The 15,113-nt window shown below is 62.4% G+C and carries 15 protein-coding genes; all 15 read left to right on the top strand.

Annotation, left to right across the window (positions count from 1 at the left end; genetic code table 11):
* Nucleotides 1-67 precede the first annotated feature (67 nt).
* The 15 genes from B7X49_RS00290 to B7X49_RS00220 all read left to right on the top strand — a co-directional run bounded on the left by B7X49_RS00290 (nucleotide 68) and on the right by B7X49_RS00220 (nucleotide 15,107).
* Nucleotides 68-628 (top strand): NADH-quinone oxidoreductase subunit B family protein, encoded by a 561-nt coding sequence (locus B7X49_RS00290; RefSeq protein WP_029311283.1) that lies wholly within the window; start codon nucleotides 68-70, stop codon nucleotides 626-628.
* Nucleotides 621-1,280, top strand: coding sequence for an NADH-quinone oxidoreductase subunit C (locus B7X49_RS00285; RefSeq protein ID WP_408735553.1), 660 nt, complete (start codon nucleotides 621-623; stop codon nucleotides 1,278-1,280). The genes B7X49_RS00290 and B7X49_RS00285 overlap by 8 nt, the downstream gene beginning before the upstream one ends.
* Complete coding sequence (locus B7X49_RS00280; RefSeq protein WP_286702332.1) at nucleotides 1,277-2,494, top strand: NADH-quinone oxidoreductase subunit D; 1,218 nt, start codon at nucleotides 1,277-1,279, stop codon at nucleotides 2,492-2,494. Before B7X49_RS00285 ends, B7X49_RS00280 begins: the two co-directional genes overlap by 4 nt.
* Before the next feature lie 3 nt (nucleotides 2,495-2,497).
* Nucleotides 2,498-3,109 (top strand): NAD(P)H-dependent oxidoreductase subunit E, encoded by a 612-nt coding sequence (locus tag B7X49_RS00275; RefSeq protein ID WP_029311280.1) that lies wholly within the window; start codon nucleotides 2,498-2,500, stop codon nucleotides 3,107-3,109.
* Complete coding sequence (gene nuoF / locus B7X49_RS00270; RefSeq protein WP_286837285.1) at nucleotides 3,109-4,359, top strand: NADH-quinone oxidoreductase subunit NuoF; 1,251 nt, start codon at nucleotides 3,109-3,111, stop codon at nucleotides 4,357-4,359. The genes B7X49_RS00275 and nuoF overlap by 1 nt, the downstream gene beginning before the upstream one ends.
* 12 nt (nucleotides 4,360-4,371) lie before the next feature.
* Nucleotides 4,372-4,758 carry a pentapeptide repeat-containing protein gene (locus tag B7X49_RS00265; protein ID WP_051657245.1) on the top strand — a complete coding sequence of 129 codons (387 nt, stop codon included), beginning with the start codon at nucleotides 4,372-4,374 and terminating at the stop codon, nucleotides 4,756-4,758.
* Entirely contained in the window at nucleotides 4,758-6,833 is a 2,076-nt protein-coding gene (gene nuoG / locus B7X49_RS00260) for an NADH-quinone oxidoreductase subunit NuoG (RefSeq protein ID WP_286702330.1), read from the top strand. The genes B7X49_RS00265 and nuoG overlap by 1 nt, the downstream gene beginning before the upstream one ends.
* Nucleotides 6,834-6,837: 4 nt before the next feature.
* A complete protein-coding gene (gene nuoH, locus B7X49_RS00255) occupies nucleotides 6,838-7,854 on the top strand; it encodes an NADH-quinone oxidoreductase subunit NuoH (RefSeq protein ID WP_286702329.1) in 1,017 nt (338 codons plus the stop codon).
* A 168-nt stretch (nucleotides 7,855-8,022) separates the two neighbouring features.
* Nucleotides 8,023-8,511, top strand: coding sequence for an NADH-quinone oxidoreductase subunit NuoI (gene nuoI / locus B7X49_RS00250; protein ID WP_286702328.1), 489 nt, complete (start codon nucleotides 8,023-8,025; stop codon nucleotides 8,509-8,511).
* 9 nt (nucleotides 8,512-8,520) lie between these two features.
* Complete coding sequence (locus B7X49_RS00245; protein ID WP_286702327.1) at nucleotides 8,521-9,180, top strand: NADH-quinone oxidoreductase subunit J; 660 nt, start codon at nucleotides 8,521-8,523, stop codon at nucleotides 9,178-9,180.
* Nucleotides 9,177-9,485 (top strand): NADH-quinone oxidoreductase subunit NuoK, encoded by a 309-nt coding sequence (nuoK, locus tag B7X49_RS00240; RefSeq protein ID WP_029311273.1) that lies wholly within the window; start codon nucleotides 9,177-9,179, stop codon nucleotides 9,483-9,485. Before B7X49_RS00245 ends, nuoK begins: the two co-directional genes overlap by 4 nt.
* Nucleotide 9,486: 1 nt before the next feature.
* Entirely contained in the window at nucleotides 9,487-11,415 is a 1,929-nt protein-coding gene (gene nuoL / locus B7X49_RS00235) for an NADH-quinone oxidoreductase subunit L (protein WP_286702326.1), read from the top strand.
* 13 nt (nucleotides 11,416-11,428) lie between these two features.
* Nucleotides 11,429-12,937: an NADH-quinone oxidoreductase subunit M gene (locus tag B7X49_RS00230; protein WP_286702325.1), complete on the top strand. Its 1,509-nt coding sequence runs from the start codon at nucleotides 11,429-11,431 to the stop codon at nucleotides 12,935-12,937.
* On the top strand, nucleotides 12,934-14,382 hold the full coding sequence (nuoN, locus tag B7X49_RS00225) for an NADH-quinone oxidoreductase subunit NuoN (RefSeq protein ID WP_286702324.1): 1,449 nt from the start codon (nucleotides 12,934-12,936) through the stop codon (nucleotides 14,380-14,382). The genes B7X49_RS00230 and nuoN overlap by 4 nt, the downstream gene beginning before the upstream one ends.
* On the top strand, nucleotides 14,379-15,107 hold the full coding sequence (locus tag B7X49_RS00220) for a biotin--[acetyl-CoA-carboxylase] ligase (RefSeq protein WP_286702323.1): 729 nt from the start codon (nucleotides 14,379-14,381) through the stop codon (nucleotides 15,105-15,107). Before nuoN ends, B7X49_RS00220 begins: the two co-directional genes overlap by 4 nt.
* Nucleotides 15,108-15,113: the final 6 nt, after the last annotated feature.

The raw sequence follows: 15,113 nt of genomic DNA, 5'->3' as shown, positions 1-15,113 counted from the left end.
GCGGCGCCGGGAGATCACGCAGGATTATGGTTATTGGCCGGATAGCGGTCTGATCGGAAAGCATGAGATGAACGCCGTGCAGCAACCCGAAATCGCCTGGAACCGCGAAGCGCTCGCGCCCGGTGCCGAACAGGACGCGGTGATCCGCGGTATCACCGGTGAAATCGCCGGCAAAGGGTTTGTAGTCGCCAATCTCGATAAATTGGTGAACTGGGCCCGCACCGGCAGCCTATGGCCGATGACGTTCGGTCTCGCCTGCTGCGCCGTTGAGATGATCCATGCCTATATGCCGCGCTGGGACCTCGACCGATTCGGCATCATCCCGCGCAATTCGCCGCGGCAGAGCGATGTCATGATCGTCGCCGGCACGCTGACCAACAAAATGGCGCCCGCCCTGCGCAAAGTGTACGATCAGATGCCCGAGCCAAGGTGGGTCATCTCGATGGGCAGCTGCGCCAATGGCGGCGGCTACTATCATTTTTCCTACTCGGTGGTGCGCGGCTGCGACCGGATCGTGCCGGTCGATATTTACGTGCCCGGCTGCCCGCCGACCGCCGAGGCGCTGGTCTACGGCATCATGCAGCTCCAGAAAAAAATCCGCCGCACCGGGACGATTTTCCGTGAGTGACGCCACCACACCAGAGGTATCCGCACCCGACGCCCCGGCGCTTGATCCGTTCGCGGTGGCGCTTGGCACCCTGCCGGGCGTGACGTCGGTGATCATGGAGCGTGACGAGCGAATCCTGCACGCGAATCGCGGCGATCTGGCAGCCTTGATGACCGTACTGCGCCATGATGCCCGATTCGCCTTCGAGCAATGCATGGATGTGTGCGGCGTCGACTGGCCGCAGCGCGAAGAGCGGTTCGATGTTGTCTATAATTTGTTGTCGGTGACGCGGAACGACCGGCTGCGGGTGATCGTCAGCACCGATGAAACCGCCTCGGTCCCCAGCGTCACCGGAATCTGGCCGGGTACCGCCTGGTGGGAGCGCGAAGTGTTCGATCTGTTCGGCGTCACTTTCGATGGTCTGGCCGATCATCGGCGGATCGTGTCGGACTATGGGTTCGAAGGCCATCCGCTCCGCAAGGATTTCCCGCTTACCGGTCATGTCGAACTCCGCTACGATGAAGAGCAGAAGCGCGTGGTCTATGAAAAAGTCGCGTTGACCCAGGAGTTCCGCAATTTCGACTTCCTCTCGCCCTGGGAAGCCATGACCACGCTGCCCGGCGATGAAAAAGCGCATCGGCCGGCAACGAGCGCGCCGGCGGTGAAGCCATGAGCGGCGGATTGCACGAGGCGGCCCCCGGCCGGGCGTTGCGGACGCTCGATCTCGAACGCCATACCGTCAATGTCGGGCCGCAGCATCCGGCGACGCACGGCGTGCTGCGGCTGATCATGGAACTCGAGGGCGAAACGGTCACCCGCGCCGATCCGCACATCGGCCTGCTGCATCGCGGCACCGAGAAATTGATCGAGTACAAATCCTACCTCCAGGCGGTGCCGTATTTCGACCGGCTCGATTACGTCTCGCCGATGTGCTGCGAACATGCCTTTGCGCTGGCCACCGAAAAACTGCTGGGCATCACTGTGCCGGATCGGGGGCAGTGGATTCGGGTATTATTCTCCGAAATTACCCGCGTCTTGAACCATCTGCTCACGATCGTGCATCTGGCGCTCGATATCGGTGCCCAGTCACCCAGTCTGTGGGGCTACGAAGAGCGCGAGAAGCTGCTGACCTTCCACGAGGCGGTCTCAGGCGCGCGGTTCCACGCCAATTACTTCCGCCCTGGCGGCGTTTCGAAGGATCTGCCGGCCGGACTCGCCGACGAAATCTGGGCTTGGAGCGAAACCTTCCCGAAATTCCTCGCCGATCTGCAGAATTTGCTGAACGATAACCGCATCTTTCGCCAGCGCCTGGTCGATATCGGCATCATCTCCGCCGAGGACGCGCTAGGCATGGGGTTCTCCGGACCCAACCTCCGCGCCGCCGGCATCGCGTGGGATCTGCGCCGCGCGCAGCCATACGATAAATATGGCGAGGTCGAGTTCGATATTCCGGTCGGCCGCCATGGCGATTGTTTCGATCGGTATCTCGTCCGCATCAATGAAATGGGCGAGAGCCTCAAAATCATTCGCCAGGCGTTACAGAAAATGCCGCAGGGCCCCGTGAAGGTGCAGGACAACAAGATCACCCCGCCAAAGCGCGCTGAAATGAAGCGCTCGATGGAGGCGCTGATCCATCATTTCAAACTCTATACCGAAGGCTACCATGTGCCGGCGGGCACCACCTATACGGCGGTGGAAGCTCCCAAGGGCGAGTTCGGCGTGTATCTGATCGCGGATGGTACGAACCACCCCTACCGCTGCAAGATCCGCGCGACCGGGTTTTCGCATTTGCAGGCGCTTGAAATGATGTCGAAAGGCCATTTGCTGGCCGATGCCATCGCGGTACTCGGTTCGATCGATATCGTGTTCGGCGAAGTGGACCGCTAAGCGATGAACGACATGACGACCGAAACCTTCAGCTTCGACGATGTGAGCGAGGCAAAAATTCCGGGCATCATCGCCAAATACCCAGCCGGACGGCAGGCGAGCGCGGTGATGCCGCTGCTTGATCTGGTACAGCGGCAGATGGCCCGCCTGACTGATCACGCCTGGGTGCCGCGCGCGGCGATGGACGTTGTCGCCGATCGCCTCGCGATGCCGCGGATGCGCGTGTATGAGGTCGCGACCTTCTACACCATGTTCCACCTCAAGCCGGTGCAGAAATTCCACCTCCAGGTCTGCACCACCACGCCGTGCTGGCTGCGCGGGTCGGATGCGGTGCTCGATGCCTGCCGGCACGCCGTCGCCACCCATGGCGACATGTTCAGCATGGAAGAGCTTGAATGCGTTGGCGCCTGCGTCAACGCGCCGGTGCTGGTGATCAACGATGATTACTATGAAGACCTCGACGGCGCGCGCACCGAAGCCCTGCTCGAAGCCTTCCGGCGCGGCGACGCGCCGAAACCCGGCTCGACCATCGGCCGGCAGAATTCGGCGCCGGAAGGCGGCCGCACCACCCTGTTCGCCGATGTGACCAAGCACGACACCGGAGCAGATTCCTGATGCTGAGCGACAAGGACCGGATTTTCACCAATCTCTACGGCATCCATGATTGGCGCCTCGCCGGTGCCCGGGCCCGCGGCGACTGGGATGGCACGGCGGATATTCTGGCGCGCGGTCGCGATGCGATCATCGAAGAGGTCGGGCTGAAATGGTCGTTCATGCCGAAAGCGAGCGATGGCCGGCCGAGCTATCTGGTGGTCAACGCCGATGAGAGCGAGCCCGGTACCTGCAAGGATCGCGATATCATCCGCCATGATCCCCACAAGCTGGTCGAAGGCTGCCTGATCGCGAGTTTCGCAATGGGCGCGCACCAGGCGTTCATTTATATTCGGGGCGAATATTACAACGAATACCTGCACCTGCAGGCAGCCGTCGATGAAGCGCGCGAGGCCGGGCTGATCGGGCCTGATGCCTGCGGTTCGGGATGGGCGTTCGACATCACGATCCATCGTGGCGGCGGTGCTTACATCTGCGGCGAGGAGTCGGCTTTGCTTGAGAGCCTGGAGGGCAAGAAAGGCCTGCCGCGCATGAAGCCGCCGTTCCCGGCGGCGATGGGCGTGTATGGCTGCCCGACTACCGTGAACAATGTCGAATCGATATCCTGCGTCTCGACCATTCTGCGCCGGGGGGCGGGTTGGTTTTCCGCACTCGGCCGGCCGAAGAATTCGGGCACCAAGCTCTACTGCATCTCCGGCCACGTCAATAAACCCTGCACGGTCGAGGACGAACTCGGCCTGCCGCTGCGCGATTTGATCGAGCGCCACGCTGGCGGCGTGCGCGGCGGATGGGATAATCTGCTCGCGGTGATCCCGGGTGGGTCCTCGGTTCCGATGATCCCGAAATCGGTCTGCGACACCGTGCTGATGGATTTCGACAGCCTGCGCGAAGCCGGCAGCAGCCTCGGCACGGCCGCGGTGATCGTGATGGATAAATCGACCGATCTGATCCGCGCGATCGCCCGGATATCGGCCTTCTACAAGCATGAAAGCTGCGGCCAGTGCACGCCGTGTCGCGAGGGCACCGGCTGGTTGATGCGGATGATGAACCGCATGTCCGAAGGCCGCGCGGAATTTGCCGAGATCGACCTGATGGAACAGATCACCAAGCAACTCGAAGGTCATACGATCTGCATGCTGGCCGATGCCGCGGCATGGCCGATCCAGGGCCTGCTGCGCCATTTCCGCCCGGTGGTCGAACAGCGGATCGCGGACTACAAGGCGCGCACGGCACCAAAAATCGCAGCGGAATGACGGAGTTCGGCCATGCAGCACAGTGAATTGAACGAAGCCCTGCAGATCGCCTCATCCGACATCTCCGATTCGGTGTTCGAGATGGTCAAGCTGGAGCGGGTCAGCTTCAACGACGCCGGCATGGCCGGCGCGCGGTTTACCGATGTCAACATGTCCGGCGTGACGTTCCACGCAGTCGATCTGTCCGGCGCGCGGATCGAGGATGCGCTGCTGCCAGGCATGGTGGTCACGGACGCCAATATGTCCGGCGCCCGCTTCCAGGACGTCTCGCTGGCCGGCGCCGTCATCGATCAGGTCGATCTGTCTGGCGTGATGATTTCCAACTGCACGCTGGCGGGCATGAAGATTGACGGCATCGAGGTCGAAAAACTGCTCGCCGCCTACCGGAGCCAGCGCTGATGCCCAAGGTTACCGTCGACGGGATCGAACTCGAAGTTCCCAACGGCTTCACCGTGCTGCAGGCCGCCGAGGCCGCTGGCAAGGAAATTCCGCGTTTCTGCTACCACGATCGGCTGTCGATCGCCGGTAACTGCCGGATGTGCCTGGTCGAAATTGAAAAAATGCCGAAGCCGGTGGCCTCCTGCGGTCAGCCGGTCGGCGAGGGCATGGTGATTTTCACCGATACCGAAAAAGTGCGTCAGTCACGCCGCAACGTGATGGAATTCCTGCTGATCAACCACCCGCTCGACTGCCCGATCTGCGACCAGGGCGGCGAGTGCGATCTGCAAGATGAGGCGGTCGGTTACGGCCGCGATCACACGCGCTATCACGAAAACAAGCGCGCGGTGACCGACAAGAATTTCGGCCCGCTGGTCAAAACCGTGATGACCCGCTGCATTCAGTGCACGCGCTGCGTGCGGTTTCTCTCCGAAGTCGCCGGTGTACCCGAACTGGGTGCCACCTCGCGCGGCGAAACCATGGAAATCACCAATTATGTCGAGCGCGGCCTGACCTCGGAATTATCTGGCAATATCATCGATCTCTGCCCGGTCGGCGCGCTGACCGCCAAGCCCTACGCCTTCATTGCCCGCACCTGGGAACTTCGCAAGACCGACAGTATCGATGTGTTCGACGCCGTTGGCACCAATATCCGCATCGATGCCCGCGGCAGCGAAGTGCTGCGCGTGCTGCCGCGCATCAATGATGCGGTGAACGAGGAATGGCTGGCCGATAAATCGCGATTCGCGATCGACGGGCTGAAGCGCAAACGGCTCGATCGGCCATGGATCAGGCAGAACGGCAAATTGCAGCCGGCGACCTGGGATGCCGCGCTGTCCGCCGTGGCAGCGCGGCTGAACGGTGCCGAACCCGGGCGGATCGGCGCGATCGCCGGCAATCTGTGCGATGCCGAGAGCATGATGGCGCTGAAGGATCTGCTGGTCGGGCTCGGTTCGCCCAATCTCGATTGCCGCCAGGATGGTGCTGCGCTCGATGCCGGCAACCGTGCTTTCTATCTGTTCAACACCACGATCGAGGGGATCGACGAGGCAGACGCCGTGCTGTTCGTCGGCGTCGATCCGCGCCGCGAAGCGCCGGTGCTGAATGCGCGCATCCGCCGCCGCTGGGTTGAAAACACCGGTTTCGTCGCCGGCCTGATCGGGCCGTACGCCGATATCGCCTACGGCTGCACCCATCTGGGCGAGGATGGCGCGGCGTTGCGCGCGCTGCTCGATCCCGCGCATGAGTTTACCGTGAAGCTGGCGGCGGCGAAGAAGCCCCTGGTGATCATCGGCCAACAGGCGCTCGCCCGGCCAGATGGTGCGGCGGTATTCGCCGCCTGTTGGCAAATTGCCGAGGCCGCCGGGGCGCTGACCGCTGACTGGCAGGGTTTCAACGTGCTACATAACGCGGCAGCGCGGGTCGGCGGGCTCGATCTTGGGTTCGTGCCGGCTGACGGCGGCAAGGATATCGCCCGCATGGTGGCGGGCGGGGTCGATGTGCTGTGGCTGCTCGGTGCCGATGAAATCGACATGGCCGCACTGCCGCCGGATGTTTTCGTGATCTATCAGGGGCATCACGGCGATCGGGGCGCGGCGCGTGCCGATATCATTCTGCCCGGCGCCGCCTATACCGAAAAGCCCGGCACCTACGTCAACACCGAAGGGCGCGTGCAACTCGCCCAGCGCGCGATTTTCCCACCCGGCGAAGCGCGCGAGGATTGGACCATTCTGCGTGCCGTCAGCGCCCTGGTCGGCAAGCCGCTGCCTTATGACGATATCGAGACGCTGCGCCGGCGGATGGGCGAGGCGAACCCGGTGTTCGCCAGCCCCGATACGGTGCGTCGCATCGCACCTCAGGTGGGTCTGACACCGAAGGGCGACAGCGGCCAACTGAGCGATGCGAAATTCACCGCGGCCTTCGCCACCTATTACCAGACCGACCCGATCAGCCGCGCCAGCCCGACTATGGCGAAATGCGTGACCGACATCCTGCCCCCTGCCATGCCCGCACCTGTGCAGCAGGCGGCGGAGTAGGGGCATGGCAACCGGATTTTTCGCTACCGATTTCGGCATCCTGATCCTGACCCTGCTGAAATCCCTCGCGTTGATCGTCCCGCTGCTGATCGGCGTCGCCTACCTGACCTATGCGGAACGCAAGGTGCTGGCCGCCGTGCAACTCCGCAAAGGCCCCAACGTCACCGGACCGTTCGGCCTGTGGCAGCCCTTCGCGGATGCGATCAAAATGCTGTTCAAGGAAACCATCATCCCTGACGGCTCCAATCGCTACCTGTTCCTGTTCGCCCCGGTCATCACCTTCGGCCTTGCCATCATCGCCTGGGCGGTCATCCCGGTGAACGACCATTGGGCGATCGCCAACATCAATGTCGGCATGCTCTATCTGTTCGCCATCTCCTCCCTCGGCGTCTATGGCGTGATCATCGCGGGTTGGGCGAGCAATTCGAAATTCGCCTTCCTGGGTGCGATGCGCAGTGCCGCGCAAATGGTCAGCTACGAGGTCTCGATCGGCCTGGTGATCCTGTCGGTCCTGGTCTGCACCGGCAGCCTCAACCTCAACGCCATCGTGCTCGCCCAGCGCCACATCTGGTTCGCCATCCCGCTGCTGCCTATGCTGGTCGTATTCTTCATCTCCGGCCTGGCCGAGACCAACCGCGCCCCGTTCGATCTGCCGGAAGGCGAGAGCGAAATCGTCGCCGGCTTCTTCGTCGAGTACAGCGCCATGAGCTTCGCGCTGTTCTTCCTCGGCGAATACGCGAACATGATCCTGATGAGCGGTATGACCACCATCCTGTTCCTCGGTGGCTGGCTCTCGCCCATCCCATTCATCCCCTTCACCTGGGTGCCCGGCCCGATCTGGTTCAGCCTCAAAGTCGCGGTCTGCCTGTTCGTATTCCTCTGGGTACGCGCGACCCTGCCGCGGTTCCGCTACGACCAACTCATGCAACTCGGCTGGAAAGTGTTCCTGCCACTCTCGCTCGGCTGGCTGGTGCTCACGGCGAGCGCACTCGAGATTTTCGGATGGTTGCCCCATGCTTGAGCCAGGGAAAAGAGAAGGCTTCTTTTTTGTAAAAAAGAAGCAAAAAACTTTTATTCGCTGGGGCACGGGCGCTGTCACGTGCACAGTCCCAATTCACGAAAGTTTTTTTGCTTCTTTTTTTACAAAAAAAGAAGTCCTTCTCCCTTCGCTATTCTGGAAGCATCCTCAATGCCCCTGCTAGACCGCACCGCCCGCAGCTTCCTGCTGCTGGAAATCCTCTCCGGCATGGCGATCACCTTGCGCTATTTCTTCAAGCGCAAAGCGACGCTGAATTACCCATACGAAAAAAACGCGATCAGCCCGCGCTTCAAGGGCGAGCACGCGCTGCGCCGGTATCCCAATGGCGAGGAACGCTGCATCGCCTGCAAATTATGCGAAGCGATCTGCCCGGCCCAGGCCATCACCATCGAGGCCGAACCCCGCGCCGATGGCTCGCGCCGCACCACGCGCTACGATATCGACATGACGAAATGCATATATTGTGGCCTATGCGAGGAAGCCTGCCCGGTCGATGCGATCGTCGAAGGCCCGAATTTCGAATTCGCGACCGAAACCCGCGAGGAACTGCTCTATGACAAGGCGAAACTGCTCGACAATGGCGATCGCTGGGAACCCGAACTGGCCAAGCGCCTCGAACTCGATGCGCCGTATCGGTAAACCCAGCGCATGATCTCCGCCATCGCATTCTACGTGTTCGCCGGCATCCTGCTCGCTTCGGCCTGCATGGTGATCACCGCGCGCAACCCGGTGCATTCGGTCCTGTTCCTCATCCTCGCCTTCATCAACGCCGCCGCCCTGTTCGTGTTGGCCGGTGCAGAATTCCTCGCCATGGTCTTAGTCATCGTCTATGTCGGCGCGGTCGCCGTGCTGTTCCTGTTCGTCGTGATGATGCTGGATGTCGATTTCGCCGCCCTGCGCGAAGGCTTCCAGCGCTACGCACCGCTCGGCCTGACCATCGGCTTCATCCTGATGGTCGAAATCGGCCTCACCGCGATCAACTGGACCATCGCCCCGGCGGCGCATCTCGCCACGCTGGTGCCCACCCCCGAACATCTTGCCAATACCAACGCAATCGGCGACCTGATCTACACGCGCTACATGTTCGCCTTCGAACTGGTCGCGCTGCTGCTGCTGGTCGCCATGGTTGGTGCCATCGTGCTGACCCACACCGATCGGCGCGGCCCGCGCCGTCAGAACATCCACAGCCAGCACGATCGGACGATCGCGCAGACCCTGACCATGGTGAACATGAAACTCGGCGATGGTTCGCGCCAGATCACGCCGGCCGCGACCAAAGCCGAACCCGACAAGGAGACCGCGCAATGAGCATCGGCCTCGCGCATTATCTGGTCGTCGCCGGCCTGTTGCTGATCATCGGCATTTTCGGGATTTTCCTGAACCGCAAGAACGTCATCGTCATCATGATGTCGATCGAGTTGATCCTCCTGGCGGCCAACATCAATTTCGTCGCGTTTTCGGCCGCGCTGCACGACATGATGGGCCAGGTGTTCACCATGTTCGTGCTCTCGGTCGCGGCGGCCGAGGCTGCGATCGGCCTTGCCATCGTGGTCGTATATTTCCGCAATCGCGGCTCGATCGAGGTCGAAGACGTCACGTTGATGAAGGGCTGATATGTTCACCGCCATTGCCGTTCTGGCCCCGCTCGCCGGCGCCTTGCTCGCCGCCCTGTTCCGCCCCTTCGCCGGCCGCACGCTGGCCGTCGGCGCCAGCGTCGTTTCCCTGATCATCGCCGCCGCGGCCGGCATCATCACCGATTATCGCCATCTCGTGCTGCACCTGCCGGATCATCTGGTGATGCTCGGCACCTGGATAAACGTCGCCCAGTTCACCCCGCACTGGGCGCTGCGCCAGGATACGCTGTCGCTGGTGATGGTCGGCATGGTCACGGTTGTGTCCGCGCTGATCCATATCTATAGCGTCGGTTACATGGCGCATGATCGTACCGAGCCGCGCTTTTTCGTCTACATCTCGCTGTTCACCTTCGCCATGCTGATGCTGGTCACCGCCAACAACCTGGTCCAGCTGTTCTTCGGCTGGGAAGGTGTGGGCCTGATGTCCTATCTGTTGATCGGCTACTGGTACGACCGCGCCGCCGCCAATGCGGCCGCGATCAAGGCGTTCATCGTCAACCGCGTCGGTGATCTGTTCTTTGCGGTCGGCATCGCGCTCACCTGGCTGCAATTCCACAGCGTCAGTTTCGACACCATCTTCGCCGCGGTGCCGCAGGCGCGCAGTGCGACGTATCATCTGTTCGGTGCCGATCTGCCGGTGCTCGAAGTCATCGCGATCCTGCTGTTCATCGGGGCCATGGGCAAATCCGCCCAGCTGTTCCTGCACACCTGGCTCGCCGATGCGATGGAGGGCCCGACGCCGATTTCCGCGCTGATCCATGCCGCCACGATGGTCACCGCCGGCGTGTTCATGACCGTGCGGATGACACCGCTGATCGATGCTGCACCGGTTGCCCTGCAGGTGATCACCATCATCGGTGCCGCCACCGCGTTTTTTGCCGCGACGATCGGCTGCGTGCAGAACGACATCAAGCGCATCATCGCCTATTCGACCTGTTCGCAGCTCGGTTACATGTTCATCGCGGTTGGCGTCGGCGCGGCCCCGGCGGCGATGTTTCACCTGATCAACCACGCCTTCTTCAAGGCGCTGCTGTTCCTCGGCGCCGGTTCGGTGATCCATGCGCTGGCCGATGAGCAGGACGTGCGCAAAATGGGCGGCCTGTGGCGCACGCTGCCGATCACCTATGTCACCATGTGGTTCGGCTCATTGGCCCTGGCCGCGATTCCGCCGTTCTCGGGGTTCTTCTCGAAGGATGCCATTCTTGCCGCCGCCTTTGCCGAGCATACCTCAACCTCGTTGTTCGCCTGGCTCGCCGGCTCGCTCGGCGCCGGGCTGACCGCCTTCTATATCGTGCGGCTGATGCTGCTGGTGTTTCACGGCAAACCGCGCGGCCCGGCCGATACCATGGCCCACGCCCATGAAAGCCCGGCCGTGATGCTGGCACCGCTGGTGGTGCTCGCAATCGGCGCGCTGGCCAGCGGCTTTCTGCTCGCGCCCCGCTTCATCGGCAAGGCGTTCGTCGCCTTCTGGGGCACCAGCATCGCCGAGCCGCACCACGCCGCCGTGATGCACGCGCTCGATGGCATTCCCGCGTGGGGTGCCGAACTGCCGCTGCTACTCGCCATCGCGGGCATCGGCGTTGCCTATTGGTTCTACGAACTCAGCCCCGCCATGCCCGGCAAGCTCGCGAACGCGATGCCCGGGCTGTATCAATTCGTCCTCAACAAATGGTATTTCGATGAAGCCTATGATGCGATGTTCGTCCGCCCCGCGCTGCGGCTGGCCCGCCTGATCTGGCGCGTCGGTGATGACGAGGTGATCGACGGCGTGCCCTCCGGCCTCGCGCGACTGACCAGCGAGGCATCGGGACAGGCGGTGCGCCTGCAAAGCGGCTCGATCGCGATTTACGGCTTCATCATGCTGATCGGCCTGATGGTGCTGGTCACCGTGTTCCTGCTGGCGCGGTGAGGAGATCGAAATGATGAGCTTTCCCATCCTATCGCTGATGACCTGGCTGCCGCTGATCGGTGCCGCGCTGATGTTCATCCCCCAGGGCAGCGACGCCGCCAGCGCGCGCAACGCGCGCTGGATCGCGCTCTGGACCAGCCTGATCGTCCTGGTTCTGGCTGCTATCACGCTGGTCGATTTCAACCCGGGCATCCACGGGTTTCAGTTCACCGAAACCGCCGCATGGATTCCGCAATTCCATATCGCCTACCGGCTCGGCCTCGATGGCATCAGCCTGTTCTTCGTCGCCCTCAGCGCCCTGCTGACACCGATCGCGATACTGGCAAGCTGGCGCGAAACGCGCCGGGTGCGTGACTACATGGCTGCCTTTCTGTTGCTGGAGACCATGACGATCGGCATGTTCTCGGCACTCGACTTCCTGATGTTCTATATTTTCTTCGAAGCCGTGCTGATCCCGATGTATCTGATCATCGGCGTCTGGGGCGGCGAGCGGCGCATCCATGCCGCGATCAAGTTTTTCATCTTCACGCTCGCCGGCTCGTTGCCGATGCTGCTGGCGCTGGTGTGGATGTGGCATCACGCCGGCACCACCGACATGATCACGCTGATGCGCACGCCGATCCCGCCGCATATCCAGGATTGGCTGTTCATCGCATTCCTTGCCTCGTTCGGCGTCAAGGCCGCGGTCTGGCCGCTGCACACCTGGCTGCCCGATGCCTATGGCGAAGCGCCGCTGCCCGGCACCATCATGCTCGCCGCGGTACTCTCGAAAATGGGCGCCTACGGCTTCCTGCGCTTCTCGCTGCCGATGCTGCCGCAGGCCTCGGCTTATTTCGCGCCGCTGATGTTCGCCCTCGGCATCATGGGGGTTATCTACATCTCCTTCGCCGCCCTGGCGCAGACCGATATGAAACGCATGATCGCCTATTCCTCGGTCGCCCATATGGGGCTCATCGTCGTCGGCATTTTCACCTTTACCGTCATCGGCATCGAAGGCGCGCTGTTCCAGATGGTCTCGCACGGGCTGGTGATCGCCGCCCTGTTCCTCTGCGTCGGCATTTTGCTGGCGCGCGGCCATTCGCTGCGGCTCGACCAGTTGGGCGGGCTTGCCACCCGCATGCCGGTCTTTGCCGCGTTCCTGATGTTCTTCGTGATGGCCAATGTCGGCCTGCCCGGCACATCCGGCTTCGTTGGTGAAATCCTGGTGATGATCGGCGCCATTCAGATCAATTTCTGGGTCGCCTTCCTTACGGGCACCGGCATGATCCTGAGCGTGATGTATATGCTGGTCATGGTCCGCCGCGTGTTGTTCGACCATGCCCGCAGCATCGCGAATGCGGTGATGAGCGATCTGTCGGCGAAGGAATGGCTCATGCTGGCGCCGCTCGCGATCCTGGTGCTCGGCCTCGGATTCATTCCGAGCGGCTTGACGGCGGCGTTTCACACGGCAGTGACCGATCTGGTGCATGCTCATCTCGCTGCCATGTCGCCCCTGTCCCATCTCGCGATGGCCAAACCATGAGCGCCCCGATGACGATTTTCGATACGATGCTCCCTATCCTGTTTCTCGCGCTCGCCGCCATGGTCATGTTGATGTCGGGCGTGTTCAGCCGGCGCGATCATAGTTTCGCGATCACCGGTGCGGCGATCGTGCTGTTCGCCATCACCGCGCGCCTGATGTTCGCGGCCCCTGATGGCACGATTTTCCATGGTCTGTTCATCACCAACGATTTCACCCGCTTTGCCGATCTGCTGGTGTTGATGGGGGCCGCCGGCGCATTGTCGCTCTCTGTCGCGTTCAACCAGCGCACCGGCATCACGCGGTTCGAGTACCCGGTGCTGATCGTCTTCGCGGTCATCGGCATGGTCGTGCTGATCTCGGCGGGCGATCTACTCACCCTCTATCTCGGCTTCGAACTGATGTCGTTGGCACTCTACGTGCTAGCGGCCTTCGCGCGGTACAATCTGCGCTCATCGGAAGCCGGTCTGAAATACTTCATCCTGGGCGCGCTCTCGTCGGGCATCCTGCTATACGGCATTTCGCTGGTCTATGGGTTTTCCGGCACCACCGAATTCACCGGCATCGCGCGGGCCTTTACCGGCAGCGCCAGCGCCTCGCTTGGTTCCACGATCGGCATCGTGTTCGTCCTGGTCGGCCTCGGCTTCAAGATATCGGCGGCGCCATTTCACATGTGGACGCCCGATGTCTATGAAGGCGCGCCCAGTTCGGTCACCGCGTTTTTCGCGACCGCGCCGAAAGTCGCGGTATTCGCGCTGCTGCTGCGGGTGATGCTCGGCCCGTTCGCACCGCTGTTCGCGCAATGGCAGGATCTGGTGCAGATCCTTGCCGCCGCCTCCATGATCATCGGCGCGCTCGGCGCGATCGGCCAGAGCAACATCAAGCGCCTGATGGCCTATTCTTCGATCGGCCATATGGGTTACGCGCTGATGGGCCTCGCCGCCGGCTCGCTGATCGGCGTGCGCGCCACGCTGATTTATCTGGCAATTTATGTCGTCATGTCGCTCGGCACCTTCGGCTGCATCATCGCGATGTCGCGCAAGGGCCGCCCGGTGGAACGCATCGCCGATCTCGCCGGCATGGCGAGCGAAGATGGCCGCTATGCTCTGGTCCTCGCGATCATGATGTGGTCGATGGCCGGCATCCCGCCGCTTTCGGGATTTTTCGGCAAGTTCTATGTCTTCGCCGCCGCGATCGATGCGCATCTGAACGCGCTCGCGGTCATCGGCATCATCACCAGCGTCATCGCCGCTTTCTACTATCTGCGTGTCATCAAGGTGATGTATTTCGATGCCGGCTCGCCCGGCTTCGATAAGCGCACCGCCGGTATCAACCTCGTCATCGGCGTGAGCGCGATCGCAACGGTGCTGTTCGTATTCTACCCGTCGCCGCTCTCCACCGTCTCGTCGCTGGCGGCCCATGCCTTGTTTCCGAGCCAGGGATTTTGACGCCATTTGCCCCGTGGCGGATCGAACAATTCGAAACGCTCGCCTCAACGTCTGATCTCTGCGCCGAACGCGCTCGCGCCGGCGAAGCCGATCGCCTGCTGATCATCGCGGCAAGCCAGACCGCCGGGCGCGGCCGGGCAGGGCGCGTGTGGTCTTCGCCGCCCGGCAATTTCTACGCCTCGGCCCTGCTCCGCCCCGGCATCCCCGCCGCCGAGGGCGGTCTGTTCGCACTGTTGGCCGGACTGTCGCTGCTCGAAGCGATCGAGCAAGCCAGCGGTACCGATGCCGTGCTCCGACTGAAATGGCCGAATGACATCACCGCAGGTGCTGCAAAACTTGCCGGCATCCTGCTCGATGCCACGATCGAAGCCGGCCGGATCGCGACATTGGTGATCGGCTTCGGCGTCAATCTCGCGTTCGCGCCCGAAATCCCCGGCCGCGCGACAACGAGCCTCGCAGCGTTCGGCCTGAGGCATGCTCTGGATGATCTGGCCGGCTTCCTTTGCGGTCGCATCGACCACTGGCAGGCAGACATGACCGCCGATGCCGGCGCAAATCTCCGCGCCGCCTGGCTCGTCCGCGCCCACCCGATCGGTTCGACCATCAGCATCGACGCCGGTCGCCTGACGGGCGAATTCGCCGGCATTGACGTGGACGGCAGTTTGCTGCTCCGACAGGGCGAGCAGGTCACAATCATCCGCAGCGGCGATGTCGCCCTGTTGTGACGCATA

Source organism: Acidiphilium sp. 34-64-41 (assembly GCF_002282635.1).
Taxonomy (GTDB): domain Bacteria; phylum Pseudomonadota; class Alphaproteobacteria; order Acetobacterales; family Acetobacteraceae; genus Acidiphilium; species Acidiphilium rubrum.
The sequence above is the reverse complement of the archived record's forward strand: the minus strand, read 5'-3'. Positions and strand labels throughout refer to the sequence as shown.

What these genes read in the sequence shown, in the direction of transcription:
- B7X49_RS00290 (WP_029311283.1), top strand. Translation starts at nt 68, where the DNA reads ATGAACGCCGTGCAGCAACCCGAAATCGCCTGGAACCGCGAAGCGCTC.
- nuoG (WP_286702330.1), top strand. Translation starts at nt 4,758, where the DNA reads ATGCCCAAGGTTACCGTCGACGGGATCGAACTCGAAGTTCCCAACGGC.
- nuoN (WP_286702324.1), top strand. Translation starts at nt 12,934, where the DNA reads ATGAGCGCCCCGATGACGATTTTCGATACGATGCTCCCTATCCTGTTT.
- B7X49_RS00280 (WP_286702332.1), top strand. Translation starts at nt 1,277, where the DNA reads ATGAGCGGCGGATTGCACGAGGCGGCCCCCGGCCGGGCGTTGCGGACG.
- B7X49_RS00245 (WP_286702327.1), top strand. Translation starts at nt 8,521, where the DNA reads ATGATCTCCGCCATCGCATTCTACGTGTTCGCCGGCATCCTGCTCGCT.
- nuoF (WP_286837285.1), top strand. Translation starts at nt 3,109, where the DNA reads ATGCTGAGCGACAAGGACCGGATTTTCACCAATCTCTACGGCATCCAT.
- nuoK (WP_029311273.1), top strand. Translation starts at nt 9,177, where the DNA reads ATGAGCATCGGCCTCGCGCATTATCTGGTCGTCGCCGGCCTGTTGCTG.
- nuoI (WP_286702328.1), top strand. Translation starts at nt 8,023, where the DNA reads ATGCCCCTGCTAGACCGCACCGCCCGCAGCTTCCTGCTGCTGGAAATC.
- B7X49_RS00265 (WP_051657245.1), top strand. Translation starts at nt 4,372, where the DNA reads ATGCAGCACAGTGAATTGAACGAAGCCCTGCAGATCGCCTCATCCGAC.
- B7X49_RS00275 (WP_029311280.1), top strand. Translation starts at nt 2,498, where the DNA reads ATGAACGACATGACGACCGAAACCTTCAGCTTCGACGATGTGAGCGAG.
- nuoL (WP_286702326.1), top strand. Translation starts at nt 9,487, where the DNA reads ATGTTCACCGCCATTGCCGTTCTGGCCCCGCTCGCCGGCGCCTTGCTC.
- nuoH (WP_286702329.1), top strand. Translation starts at nt 6,838, where the DNA reads ATGGCAACCGGATTTTTCGCTACCGATTTCGGCATCCTGATCCTGACC.
- B7X49_RS00230 (WP_286702325.1), top strand. Translation starts at nt 11,429, where the DNA reads ATGAGCTTTCCCATCCTATCGCTGATGACCTGGCTGCCGCTGATCGGT.